Source organism: Amycolatopsis sp. cg9 (genome assembly GCF_041346945.1).
Classification (GTDB): domain Bacteria; phylum Actinomycetota; class Actinomycetes; order Mycobacteriales; family Pseudonocardiaceae; genus Amycolatopsis.
The window spans coordinates 229,880-242,466 of sequence record NZ_CP166850.1; the positions used below are offsets into that span (position 1 = coordinate 229,880).

At 70.6% G+C, this 12,587-nt stretch carries 8 protein-coding genes and 1 tRNA gene; 5 read left to right on the plus strand and 4 right to left on the minus strand.

The features are described 5' to 3' along the window. Window positions 1–112 precede the first annotated feature (112 nt). A complete protein-coding gene (proP, locus tag AB5J73_RS01045) occupies window positions 113–1,525 on the plus strand; it encodes a glycine betaine/L-proline transporter ProP (RefSeq protein ID WP_370967142.1) in 1,413 nt (470 codons plus the stop codon). Here proP and AB5J73_RS01050 read toward each other — a convergent pair. Further along, window positions 1,522–2,706 (minus strand): Ig-like domain-containing protein, encoded by a 1,185-nt coding sequence (locus tag AB5J73_RS01050; RefSeq protein ID WP_370967144.1) that lies wholly within the window; start codon window positions 2,704–2,706, stop codon window positions 1,522–1,524. The genes proP and AB5J73_RS01050 overlap by 4 nt on opposite strands. Before the next feature lie 166 nt (window positions 2,707–2,872). Between AB5J73_RS01050 and AB5J73_RS01055 the strand changes: the two genes are divergently transcribed. The 4 genes from AB5J73_RS01055 (at window position 2,873) to AB5J73_RS01070 (ending at window position 8,577) form a co-directional block, all read left to right on the plus strand. Then, window positions 2,873–2,945: transfer RNA gene (locus AB5J73_RS01055), tRNA-Lys, on the plus strand. A gap of 603 nt (window positions 2,946–3,548) precedes the next feature. After that, window positions 3,549–4,082 (plus strand): sigma-70 family RNA polymerase sigma factor, encoded by a 534-nt coding sequence (locus AB5J73_RS01060; RefSeq protein ID WP_370967146.1) that lies wholly within the window; start codon window positions 3,549–3,551, stop codon window positions 4,080–4,082. 14 nt (window positions 4,083–4,096) lie between these two features. Further along, window positions 4,097–5,398, plus strand: coding sequence for an ABC transporter substrate-binding protein (locus AB5J73_RS01065; RefSeq protein ID WP_370967148.1), 1,302 nt, complete (start codon window positions 4,097–4,099; stop codon window positions 5,396–5,398). Between the two features lie 212 nt (window positions 5,399–5,610). Continuing rightward, window positions 5,611–8,577 (plus strand): tetratricopeptide repeat protein, encoded by a 2,967-nt coding sequence (locus AB5J73_RS01070; protein WP_370967150.1) that lies wholly within the window; start codon window positions 5,611–5,613, stop codon window positions 8,575–8,577. A gap of 9 nt (window positions 8,578–8,586) precedes the next feature. Here AB5J73_RS01070 and AB5J73_RS01075 read toward each other — a convergent pair whose 3' ends face one another. The 3 genes from AB5J73_RS01075 to AB5J73_RS01085 are packed head-to-tail and all read right to left on the minus strand — an operon-like array spanning window position 8,587 to window position 12,520. After that, on the minus strand, window positions 8,587–9,939 hold the full coding sequence (locus AB5J73_RS01075) for a PepSY-associated TM helix domain-containing protein (protein ID WP_370967152.1): 1,353 nt from the start codon (window positions 9,937–9,939) through the stop codon (window positions 8,587–8,589). A 29-nt stretch (window positions 9,940–9,968) separates the two neighbouring features. After that, a complete protein-coding gene (locus AB5J73_RS01080) occupies window positions 9,969–11,777 on the minus strand; it encodes a copper resistance protein CopC (RefSeq protein ID WP_370967154.1) in 1,809 nt (602 codons plus the stop codon). Next, window positions 11,774–12,520, minus strand: coding sequence for a DUF1775 domain-containing protein (locus AB5J73_RS01085; protein ID WP_370967156.1), 747 nt, complete (start codon window positions 12,518–12,520; stop codon window positions 11,774–11,776). The genes AB5J73_RS01080 and AB5J73_RS01085 overlap by 4 nt, the downstream gene beginning before the upstream one ends. Between the last annotated feature and the right edge of the window lie 67 nt (window positions 12,521–12,587).

A 12,587-nucleotide genomic window follows, 5' to 3' on the forward strand; every position in this document is an offset into this window, starting at 1 on the left:
GGGCAGTGTAGGCAGGTCAGCGCGGTGCAACCGACCTTCACCCGGGCGTGGCAACCCTCACGACCAGGTGGCTCAGCATGCGCGAGCCACTGCCCGGGTGCACCGTGTCCTGGTGGAACGTTCACGGCCGAAGACGCGCAACCGGAAGAAACTGCGGTACGAGGACATCACTGTCGTCGACCGATCCCTGCTCAAGCGCGCGGTGGGGGCCGCCGCGCTCGGCAACGCCATGGAGTGGTTCGACTTCGGCGTCTACGCCTACATCGCCGACACCATCGCCGAGGTGTTCTTCCCGCCCACGGTGTCACCCGGCGTCCGGCTGATCGGCACCTTCGGCGCCTTCACCGCCGCCTTCCTCATGCGCCCGCTCGGCGGGCTCGTCTTCGGGCCGCTCGGCGACCGCATCGGACGGCAGAAGGTCCTCGCCGTCACCATGATCATGATGGCGATCGGCACCCTGTGCATCGGGCTGATCCCGTCCTACTCGTCCATCGGCGTCTGGTCACCGATCCTGCTCGTCCTCGCCCGCATGGTGCAGGGCTTCTCCACCGGCGGCGAGTACGGCGGCGCGACCACGTTCATCGCCGAGTACTCCCCCGACAAGCGCCGCGGCTTCATGGGCTCCTGGCTCGAGTTCGGCACGCTGTCCGGCTACGTGCTCGGCGCGTCCGTCGTCACCGGCATGAAGGCGTGGGTCCCGCACGAGACGCTGCTCGACTGGGGCTGGCGGGTCCCGTTCCTGGTCGCCGGCCCGCTCGGCATCATCGGCCTCTACATGCGCCTCAAGCTCGAGGAGACCCCCGCGTTCCAGAAGCACGCCGAGGAAGCCGAGAAGCGCGGCCGCTCCGGCGAGCCGTTCTGGAAGATGTTCACCGACTACTGGCCCGCGCTGCTCATCTGCGTCGGCCTGGTGCTCGTGTTCAACGTCACCGACTACATGCTGCTGTCGTACATGCCGACGTACCTGTCCGAGCAGCTGCACCTCGACGCCACCCACGGACTGCTGCTGATCATCGTCGTCATGGTCGTGATGATGCTCATCATCCTGGTCGGCGGCCGGATCACCGACCACGTCGGCCGCAAGCCCGTCATGATGGCGGGCTGCATCGGGTTCCTCGTGCTGTCCTGGCCGCTCATGCTGCTGGTGCACGACGGCGGCCTCGTCCTGACGTTCCTCGGGCTGATGGGCCTCGGCCTGCTGCTGCTCTGCTTCGAGGTGTCGATGCCCGCGGCCCTGCCCGCGCTGTTCCCGACGGCGATCCGGTACGGCGCGCTGTCGATCGCGTTCAACATCTCGGTGTCGCTCTTCGGCGGCACGACACCGCTGGTGATGCAGTCGCTGATCTCCGCGACCGGCCACGACTTCTGGCCGGCCTGGTACCTGATGGCGGCGGGCGCGATCGGCGCCGTCGCGGTGTTCTTCAGCCGCGAGACGGCGAACAAGCCGCTCTGGGGTTCGGGGCCCGCGGTGTCGAGCGAGGCCGAGGCGCGGGAGCTGATCCGCACCTCGGCCAAGGACGGCTAGTTGCCGGCGGTCCGCCACTCGTCCCAGGACAGCTGCCAGACGCTCCAGCCGTCGGTCGGCTCCAGTTTCGGGCCCCCGCTGTTCTGCACGGTGACGACGTCGCCCTTCTTGGACGTGTCCATCAGCCACTTCGTGTTCTCGGTCGACAGGTTCAGGCAGCCGTGGCTGACGTTGCTGTGCCCCTGCTGCCGGACCGACCACGGCGCGGAGTGGTAGAAGATGCCGCTGTAGGACAGGCGCACCGCGTACTGGACGAAGGTGCTGTAGCCGCCGGGCGAGTCCTCCGGCACACCGTAGGTGGCGGAGTTCATCGTGTAGCCGTTGTGCTCGCTCATGACGGTGTAGGTCCCGGCCGGCGTGTTGTGCCCGGGCTTGCCCATGGACGTCGGCATGGTCTTGACCACCTGGTCGTTGATCGTGACCGTCATCTGGTGGGTCCCGCCGTCGGCGACGGCGACGAGCTTGTCCCCGACCGTGCCGCTCGCGCTCTTGTCCTCCCGGCCGTAGCTGCCGTTCCCGAGCGGCTTGCCGTAGACGGCGGCGTCGACCTTGATCTTGGTGCCGCTCTTCCAGTAGTCCTTCGGCCGCCAGGTGACCTGCTTGTCACCGGACCAGCGGAACGCCCCCTCGGTGGCCGGCTCCGCGGTGATCTTCAGCGCCTTCTCGGCCGCGGCCTTGTCGGCGACGTTCCCGGTGAAGGTGAAGATCAGCGGCATCCCGACCCCGACGGTCTCCCCCTCGACGAGGTTGACCGAGACCCCGACCTGCCGGGCGGGCTTCGCGGTGCTGAAGCTCGACTCGGACGTGACCGGCTTCCCGTCACCGCCGGTCGCCGACGCGGTCAGCTTGTAGGTCTTGCCGTACCCGAGCGGCTCGGCGGAGTCCCACCCGGAACCATCGGCCCGCACCTTCCCGGCGACGACCTTCCCATCGGCCCCGGTCAGCTTCACCTCGCCGACCTTCCCATCGGCAACGCTCACACTCACCGGCTCCCCGGGCGCGACGTCCTTGGCATCCTTCGCAGGCGTGACCGTGAGCACAGCAGGCTTCGGCGCGGGCTTGGGCGCACTCGAGGACGCCGTCTCCTTCGGCGGTTCACCCGAAGGAGCACTGCTGCACCCGCCCACGGTGAGGCCGATCACCCCAGCGACCACCAGCAGTCGCGCCTTCATACCCCGCATGCCCACCCGCCTGTTTCGCCGTCGATGTCCGACTACAGTGTGCCCGACCAGCCGGGACGCCGTGGCGGCAACGCCCGAACCGGGTTGAGGGGACCCCCCTGAAACGGGGTCCGAACGGGGTGCTAATCTTTTCCACGTCGCCGAGGGAAGCCTCCGGCAGACACCGGCGCCATTAGCTCAATTGGCAGAGCAGCTGGCTCTTAACCAGCGGGTTCGGGGTTCGAGTCCCTGATGGCGCACCCCCACCACCCCAGGTCAGATTCTCTTCGGCCTGGGGTTTTGTGGTATCCGGAAGCTTTCGTCCGGTTGAGTGGTGTCCACTGTGGTCTCCTGCACGCCGGGCGCCCTCGGTCTCGCCTCGGCGTCGTCCTGACGGGCCTACCGCGGGCGGCTCGACGTCGCCCGCGAGCCGGGGCGCCTCGGGAGGCATCTCGGCGCGGTCGAGGATCGGGTACACCGCGGTTCGCCGCCGAGCTCCTCACGGCCCCTGGTGAGGTAGCGGAACACCACTCCCTCGAGTTCGAGCCTCCGCCGCGGGTTGCACGACCGGAGAACTCCCGTCCGGACGCCGGCGATAGAACGACCAAGCCCCGCGCAAATCCGCGGGCTTTCGGTGCGCGCGAAAAAATGGCGGCGACCACGTGCCACAACGACGAAGTTGGTCTGATCGGGTGACATCTGTCGCGACCGCATGATCACGCCGTCTTCCTAGGCATGAGCGTCGACGCCAACGATCGAGAATCGCCTGTGAAAGGCGCGCCCGCCGGGCAGGACTTTCATCCACGGCAATTCTGGACCGTTGGTCGAAGACCCGGTCGGCGGCTCGTCGAAGGCGAGCGCGGGTGACCAGCGACTGGGGAAGTGTCCCTGCCAGCCAAGGAGGACCAGACCTTGCCAAGCTTCTCCGACTCGTCGGTCCGGAGGTCGAGAAGTACGCCCGCGCCCGGACGCGCCGGCTGGATCCCGAAGAAGTCGTCTACGAAACACTGCTGCGGCTCAGGCGCTACCTGAATCGCAATCCCCGCGCCGACCCGGAGGTCTTGGTTCGGGTGGCCCTGACGATCGCGCGCAATTTTCTCATTGACGACTCGCGATCAAGTCGTCGGGAGGTGCCGCTGCCCGCGGAGGACCTGATCAGCATCGAAGCCCTTCGGGAAAGCGACTTCGCGGACGAGCGCGCCGAGATAACCGACGCACTTGACGCACTCCGCGCACTGCCCGATGACCTGCAAGAGGTCGTGACGCTGGCGTGCCTGAACGAACGCTCGTTCCCGGAAGTGGCGCAGATACTGGGAATCAGCGTCCGCACAGTCCAGCGCCGATACCGGAAAGGCCGGGAGAGGCTCCGCCGTGCCCTCGGGACGCACCACAGCTGAGCCGAGGGCGAGCAATGGACAGTACGAGCAAGGGAGCGGGCAACATGGTACTCGGATGGTTCCGCCGACGTGCCGTCGAGATCGACGACGTCGAGCTCGACCGGCGCCTGGCAGATCTTCGTCGCGCGCTCAGCGGCGCGCCGCCGGAGCGGGGTGGCGCCGGGCCCGACCACGGCGCGCGGCGCCGCAGGTGCGGAGGCCAGGACCTGCTCGCCATCAGCGGCGACGGCCTCGACGCGCGGCAGACGGCCGCGATCCCCGTGCCGCTGCAGCTGGTGCGGTCGCGGGCCGGACACCGCGGCGGAGCCGTGCGCCGCTCCGGGGCGCGCAACGGGCAGGCCCGCCGGAAGCAAGCTGCCGCGGTCGTCGTGGCCGTGGTGCTGGCCTTGTCCATGGTCGTCGGCGGCTTTCTCTGGTACCGAGGGGCGGGGCAGCCGGCAGCGACGCCGCCGGTCTCGGTCCGGGTGGGTGTGCTGCCCCTCGTCGACGTCGCGGCGTTCTACCGAGCCGTCGACCAGGGGTACTTCCGCGCGGCCGGCCTGGACGTCCAGGTGGTCACCCTGGCCAGCGGCCCGGAGGCGGTCCGCGGGCTCGAAACGGGCAAGCTCGACGTGGCGTTCAGCAGCTATCCGGGCATGTTCACGGCGCAGGCCACCCACGCGGCCGACTTGAAGATCATTGCCCCGGCCTACATCGCCAAACCCGGTCACCTGATGCTCGTCGGCGCGCCGAACCACTCCTTCACGCGCCCCGACCAGGCCGCCCACAAGCGGATCGGGGTCACCAGCCGGGGGTCGATCTCCGACCTGCTCGCCATCTCGGAACTGCAGCAAGCCGGCGGCGACCCCACCAGCATCAGCTGGGTCACCATGGACATGCGGGCCATGGTCCCGGCGATGCAGCGCGGGGAGATCGACGGCGCCGTCGTCGCCGAACCGTTCGTCACGACGGCAGACGAGGCCGGAGCGGTCCAGTTGCTGGATCTCGGACTCGATCTGAACTTCGAGATCGCCATGTCCGGCTGGGTGGTCCCCGCACGTCTGGCCGCGAACCGGCCGGACTTGGTCGACGCTTTCCGGCGCGCTCTCGGCCAAGGCGTCGGCGACGTCCAGAACCGCGATGTGCGCGAGCAGATGTTCCAGCAGTACCTGGGTGTCGAAGCCAAGACAGCGCGCGAGGTCCGCGTGGGCAGTTTCCCCGCCCACTTGGACCTCGGCGACCTCCAGCGCGTCGCCGACCTGATGCTGGAACAGAAAATGCTGTCCACGCCGCTGGACGTCGCGGACATGCTGCTGCCCGGGCTGCCGGGATCCTGACCGGCCGCAGCGCCGAAAAATCGGGCAGGACGGCCGGAATTGCTGTCCACCGGCCAATTAGAGCCGGAGACCATTCATCCGCTCCGAGGCGCCGCTCGGCGACGTCCGGATTGCCGCCCTGACCAGCCCGTCCATACACTCGAATCCTGGACAAGTGCGTGTGGGGGAAAATGGAGCACTCACGACAGGTCGTCCACCGCACGGTTCTCGCGGTGGACATCGAAGGTTACGGTCACCAGGACAGGACCACACCGAACCGGCTGGTGGTCCGGCAAGGGCTCGATCTCTCGTTGCGTTGCGCCTTCAAGGATGCGGGGGTGCCGTGGTTCGACTGCAAGCACGAGAGCACCGGCGACGGAACTCTCGTGCTCGTGCCGGCGCAGATCCCCAAAGGGCCCTTCGTCGAGGTTCTTTCCACGTCCCTCGCCAGGGAACTTCAGCGGCACAATGAGACGCACCGGGCAGAGGAGCAGATCCGGCTGCGAATGGCACTCCACGCCGGAGAAGTCGCCTACGACGACCAAGGAGCCACCGGCCCCGCAATAAACCAGACATTTCGCCTTATTGAGGCCGCTCAGCTCAAGATCGCCCTGGCCGAATCGCCGGGCGCGCTCGCTTTGATCACATCGACGTGGTTCTTCGACGAAGTCGTCCGCAGCAGTGCGATTGTGGACTCGTCGACGTTCCGGCCAGTGCACGTCGCCGTGAAAGAAACGGTGACCGTCGGCTGGATCAGCCTGCCGGATCACCCGTATCCGCCGAGTACCGAAGAGCTCGCTCCGGTGGCGGCGGAGCAACCGCCACGGCGGCCGGAAGCGGTGCATTTCCCGGCTTCGGCGAGCGGCCGCTCCACGCTCCCCCGTGACCTCCCGGCCTTCACCGGCCGTGGTCGGGAGCTGGCCGAGCTCACCGCGACGGTGTCCACCGCCGCAGGTCAGGGAACCCTGGGGATGGCCGTGCACGTCGTGGACGGCATGCCGGGCATCGGGAAGACGACGTTCGCGGTCCGCGCCGCCTACCAGCTCGCCGACTACTTCCCCGACGGCCAGATCTTCCTCGAACTGCACGGTCACAGTCCCGGGCAAGCACCCGTGGATCCTGGTGACGCGCTGGCGTCGCTGCTGCTTTTCTGGGGTGTCCCCGCGATCGACATCCCCGTCGGCCTGGACGATCGCGCCCGGTTGTGGCGGGAAAAGCTGGCGGGGCGGAAGATCCTGCTGCTGCTCGACGACGCCGTCGGCGACGAGCAGGTCCGGCCGCTGCTGCCCGGCAGTCCCGGCAGCCTCGTGCTGGTCACGAGCCGGCGTCGGATCGAGTCCGTTGCCGACGCCAGCCCGGTCTCGTTGCAGACGCTCCCGCCACAGGACGCGGCCGCGATGTTCGAGCGCTACACCGGTGCGCATCGGCACGACCCCCGGGCCGTGGCCGAGCTGATGGCGATGTGCGGGTACCTGCCGCTGGCCATCACGCTCACGGCCGGCCGGCTGCGGAACCACCCCTGCTGGACGCCCGAGCAGCTGGCCCACGACCTCCGGTCCTCCCGCAACCGGATCACGATGTTCCGCGCGGGCAGCCGGACCGTCGCCGCGGCGTTCGACCTCTCCTACCGGGACTTGAGCCCGGCCGAGAAACGGCTCTTCCGCCGCCTCGGCCTGCACCCCGGCACCCAGATCGAGGCACGCGCGGCCGCGGCGCTCGACGGCGAAGATCCGGAAACGACCTGCGAACGCCTCGACGCGCTGTACCTCAACCACTTGCTGGACGAAGTGGCGCCTGGCCGCTACCGCTTGCACGACCTCACCCGGGCCTACAGCCTGACCCTGAGCGACGAAGACGGCGACGACAAAGCGTTGGAGCGCCTGCTCGACTACTACCTCTACGCGGTCCGGTCGGCGACCCGATTCGTCGCCACCCGCGGCCCGCGCCCGGAGATCGCCGCCAAGGCGCCGATGGGGACGCACGAATTCGAATCGGAAGTCGAGGCGATCGCGTGGCTGAGCGCGGAACGCGCCAACCTCGGTGCCTGCATCACCTACGCCGCGGTCCACGACCACCTGCACCGGGCCGCGGAACTCGCGGTCGCGCTCCACCCCTACCTCGAGCAGCACGGGTACTGGCACCACGCCCACCGCATCGACCAGGCCGTGCTGGCCGCGGAACTGGCGGCGGGCAACCTCACGGACGAAGCAGCCACCCGCGCGGATCTGGGGCGGGTGCAGAGCCTGCTCGGTGACCACCTGGCGGCGGTCGAAGACCTGATCCGCGCACGGGACTTGTACGCCAGATCCGGCGACCGGCTCGGCGAAGCCGCCGTGCTGACCGAAATCGGGTTCGCGCGGATGGAGCTTTCCGAGTACCCGGAAGCCATCGAGTACCTCACCCGCGCGCGTGCCCTCTACGAAAAGCTGGAGAATCCGTTCGGTATCGCGGGCGCACTCGTCAGCCTCGCGAGTGTGCAGTTCCGGCTCGGACGGCACGAGGCCGCCCGAGCCGACGGCAAGCGGGCGCTCGCGCTCTACGTCCAACTCGGCAACCGGCTCGGCGAAGCCTTGAGTTTGCTCTGCATCGGCTGCACCTACGGCGTCTGCGGAGACTACGTGAGCGCGATCGGCATATTCGATCAAGTGCTTTCCCTGTCTCGGGAGCTGGGTGACCGGTACACCGAGGCGCGGGCGCTGAACAACCTCGGCCGGATGCACTTCGAGCGCGGCAACTACGGAATGGCCGATAGCTGCTACAGCAGCGCGCAGATCATCTACAGCCGGTTGGACAGCCGAACCCGTGAAGCGGTGGCCTTGAACAACCTCGGCCGGCTGCACCACGCCGGCGGCAACTTCGGGCTGTCGCTGATGTACCTCAGGCGCGCCCAAGTTCTGTTCGGGGACGACAGGGCGTGGCAGGCCGAGAACCTCAACAATCTCGGCGGCCTGGCCCTGGCCTGGCCGGACGCGGGCGACCCCGGCGAGTTCTACCGTCACGCCCTCGACCGATCGAGGGCCATCGGGATCCGCCTACAGGAAGGACGAGCGCTCGAAGGGCTCGGACGATGTTCGTTGAGGGACGCGGACGTCGCGAACGGCGTCGCTCGGCTGCGGGAGGCGTTGGCTGTGTTCGATGAGCTGAATGCTCCGGAGGCGATGGTGGTGAGAACTGCTCTCGCGAGTTTGGCCGAGGCGTAGCTCCCGCAGCTACGCCGAGCGTCGTTTGAAGCGGCTCAGCAGTGCGTCCACGGCCAGGAACACCAGCAGGCTCGCCCCGACCAATGGCAGCACCCAGGCCAGTGCCGCGATCCCCAGCAGGATCACCATCAGCGGGACGCCCGCCAGCTGGCGCCACACCGGGCGTGGCAACGAGGCCCAGCGGCCCCGGTACGGGTTGTGGATCCACCACATTCGGTAGCCGAGGGCGAGCAGGACGAGGGTCGCCGCCGCCAGGAGGGCCAGGATGATCTGGTTCGCGAGGCCGAACAGGGTGCCGGTGTGGAACTGCGTGCCCAACGTGCCTAGCTTGGCCGCCAGTGAATAGTCGGTCCAGCCGATGCGCTCGGTCACCTCCGCCGTGTACGGGTCGATCGTGATGGCGCCGCGGTGGATCGGCAGGCCTTCCGTGAGTTCCGTGGCGGTGAAGGGTGACTCCGGGCTCGATGGCGGGACCAGTGCCAGCTCGCCGCTCAGGCCCGCGGACTCCGCGGTCGCCAGTGCGCGGTCGATGCCGATCGGCTGGGCTCCGGGTGGGACCGGGACCGGGGCCGCGGCCAGGACCGGGGCTCTCAGGTGGAGCGGGTCGGTCGCCGGGTCCGGGCGGCCGCCCGCGAACTGGGTCATGGTGAGACCGGTCAGGGCGACGAGGACCAGACCCGCGGTGAGCCACAGGCCGGCGGTGCCGTGGATCGCGCGCAGGCGGGTCCAGCCCGTTTTGTCCTTTGTGGACGGCAGGAGGACTTCGCGCAGGGGGCGTTTGCGGCGGGTGCGGGCCAGCCACAGCACCAGGCCGCCCACCGCGACCAGGGGTACCCAGCTCGCGGCGAGCTCGGCGTAGAGCCGGCCCGGTGCGCCCAGCTGCAGGTTGCCGTGCAGCTGGCGCAACCACGTGTTCGCGGGCAGGCGGTTCTCGACCGTGGTCAGCTCGCCGTTGATGAGCGCGGTGTACGGGTCGACGAACACCGTGCGGTCCGCGGGTCCGGCCGGCCCGGGCACCGTCAGCACCACGCGGGTGGTGCGGTCGGCGGCGGGCGGGGTGAGGACCGACTTGAGCGTTGCCTCCGGGTGCGCCGTGAGGGCCGCGCGGACCTGTTCGGCGAGCGGGCGCCGCGTCTCGGCGACCTGGTTCACGTACAGGTCGGAGTGGTAGAGGCTGTCGTGGATCTGGGGGCTGAACACGTAGACGAGCCCGGTCAGGCACAGCACCGCGAGGAACGGCGCGACCACGATGCCCGCCAGGAAGTGCAGCCGGCGGGAGACGAGCTGCAGGACGGTGCTCAGGCGGGGCCGGGGTGACGGCCGGGTGGCCCGGTGCGCGGGGACGGTGGGGGGCGAAGACAAGGCGGCTCCCGGGCGGCTGGTGGGGGCGGTCATCGCACGTCGATGGGTTGCGTGACCGTTCGGGTGCTGCCGTCACCGGCCCGCAGCGTCAGGGCGAGCTCCCACCGGCCGCGCTCGGGCACCGTCGCCCAGCCCGTCCAGTAGCCGGTGCCGGCGTGGTCGAGGGGCACCGGCGTGGTCCGGTTCCCGCGGCCGAGCGCGGTGGTCACGGTGGTGTCGGCGCGGTGCGCGCCGAGCACCGAGACGCGCACGTCGAGCCGGTCCGCGGCCGGGATGACGACCAGGTCCAGCGCGCCGGTCTCGGAGGTCAGCCGCGCCGGTGCGGCCTGCTGCCGGATCGCCGCGGGGGCCTGGCCCGCCGGGCCCGCCGCGTGCGCGCTCTGGCCGGGGTCGAGCGCGACCAGTGTCGCGGTGGCGGCGGTGACCACCACCGCGGCTCCCGCCAGCGCGATCAACGGACGGCCGAACCGCTCCTTCGGCGGACGGCGGGGGACGAGCCACGCGACCACGGCGAGGAGCACCGCCAGCACGAGAGCACCGCCGGGGAGCCAGCCCAGGCGGTGGCCGAGCCACGCCACGGCGACAGCCACCACCACGGCAGCAGCCGCCAGCGCGATCAGCGGACGGCCGAACCGCTCCTTCCCCAGACGCCGGGAAACGAACCACGCGACCACGGCCAGGAGCACCGCCAGCACGAGAGCACCGCCGGGGAGCCAGCCCAGGCGGTGGCCGGACCACGACTGGGCGGTTCCGGCGATGGCGAGCAGGGCCGCGCAGGCCGCCACCGCGTGTGCGAACCGGGACACCGGGTGGCGGTGGCGGGCGACCGGGTACCGCAGCAGCACCAGGCCGCCGGCCGGGACGGCGAGGGCGGTGAGGAGGGCGATGTCCGCCGCGAGCGCCAGAAATGACGGTGCGCCGGACGGCCGGGGGTCCGCGAACGTCCACGTGGCGAGGACCGCGGACGCGCAGCCCAGCACCGCCGCTCCGCGCAGCCTGCGGTCTGCCGCCGTGGTCGCGGGCTCGGTCCTCAGCAGCAGGGCGAGGCCGAGCGCGGCCGGCACGAGCGTGGCCAGGCGGGCGAGCAACGCGCCGCCGGCGTCCGACTCGAACGCGGCCGTCAGGAGCCGGGGGTCGAACGCGTTGCGCCACGGTACCCAGGCCGCGTACGGGCCGGCTGACAGCAGGGCGAGGAGTGTGCTCGCGGTCAGCAGCCACCACGTGGTCTTGACCACCCTGCGGGTGGCCCGGGCCCGCGCGGTGGCGGGCCCGATCGCCGCGGCGAAGAACGCGAGACCGGTCAGGAGCACCATGGCCGCGACCGCGAGCGTGCGGGCCGTCAGGTGGACGGCCGTCACGAGCGGGTCGCGCGTGGTCTCGATCTCGGGGACGCCGTCGGGCTGGATCGGGTACGACACGTCGAAGGTGAAGGAGCCGCTGACGGGCTCCAGGCGGCTCGACGGCACGGTCCACGCCACCGCGTACGTGCCTTCGTGGCGCTCCGCGGGCATGGGTACGGCGATGGTGTCGTCCCGGCCGTCCGGGTGGGACGGCCGGGTGAAGACCACCTGGCCGCCGCCGGGGTCGAGGATGCGCACGGTGGCCAGCGCGGCCGGGACCGGGCGGTCGAAGGCCAGCACGACGGCGTCGGGCGACTTGACCACCTCGGTGTTGCCCGGGGACGTCGTCACGAGCACCGGGTCGCCGGTCGCGCTCGGGGTCGTGGCGAGCAGTGTGCCCCAGCACGCGGCAACCAGGAGCAGCAGCGCGGCGAACCGCCCGGCCCCGCCGCGGGGGCGCGTGGCCGCGACGCGGGGCCGGTCTTTCACCGCCGTCATTCGACGCCCACCTCCGCGCGTTCGGGCGCGGGTTCCGCGGCGGGCCGGCGCAGCCGGCGGCGGTGGGCCCGGTACCCGACCACCGCGATCAGGACGAGCGCGAGGCCGAAAGCGCCCCACAGCACGGCGAACGGCGGCCCGCCGGTGGTCGGCGGGACCTGGTCCACGGGAGCGGCGGCACCGTCGGCGGCGGCCGGAAGCTGCTGCTGCGCACCGGCTTCGGCCGCGGGGGCGACCGGCCCGGTGCCGAAGGTGATCGCGGGAGCGGGCGACGTCGCCTGGTTCCAGTGCGCGACCGTCCCGTTGGCGAAGTTCTGCGTCGCTTCGAACAGCAGCCGCCCGTCGGCGGGCAGCGGGCCCATGGTGACGAGGAACTGCTCGAACTGCTTCGGCGCGACCGCACCGCCTTCGACGACGAGGGCGTCCGCGACCTCGCGGACCACCTTGCCGCCGATCTCGATCGGCGGGTTCAGCGGCCGCGGGCGGACGGTCGCGGTCCAGCCCGGTGCCGGGTCGACCTTGACGTAGGCGACCGGCGGGGTCGGCGGGAAGACCAGTTCGAGCCGGGTGGACTTCGTGTCGGTGCGCTCGTTGGCCACCCGGAAGGCGAAGGTGTGCGTGCCACCGCCGTCGACGCGGTCGGGCACGATGGACACCTGGGCCGCCGCGGGCGGGGCCAGCACCAGCACGCCGAGCGCGGCCGTGAGCAACGCGAACAGGGTGCGGGGAAGGCGGTGCGCCATGGGGATCTCCTCCGACGGTGTGGTCCGGGGCCGGGTGGGGGTCCCGGCCCCGGACCAGTGCCGTGTG

What these genes read in the sequence shown, in the direction of transcription:
- AB5J73_RS01050 (WP_370967144.1), bottom strand. Translation starts at nt 2,706, where the DNA reads ATGCGGGGTATGAAGGCGCGACTGCTGGTGGTCGCTGGGGTGATCGGC.
- AB5J73_RS01065 (WP_370967148.1), top strand. Translation starts at nt 4,097, where the DNA reads ATGGACAGTACGAGCAAGGGAGCGGGCAACATGGTACTCGGATGGTTC.
- AB5J73_RS01080 (WP_370967154.1), bottom strand. Translation starts at nt 11,777, where the DNA reads ATGACGGCGGTGAAAGACCGGCCCCGCGTCGCGGCCACGCGCCCCCGC.
- AB5J73_RS01085 (WP_370967156.1), bottom strand. Translation starts at nt 12,520, where the DNA reads ATGGCGCACCGCCTTCCCCGCACCCTGTTCGCGTTGCTCACGGCCGCG.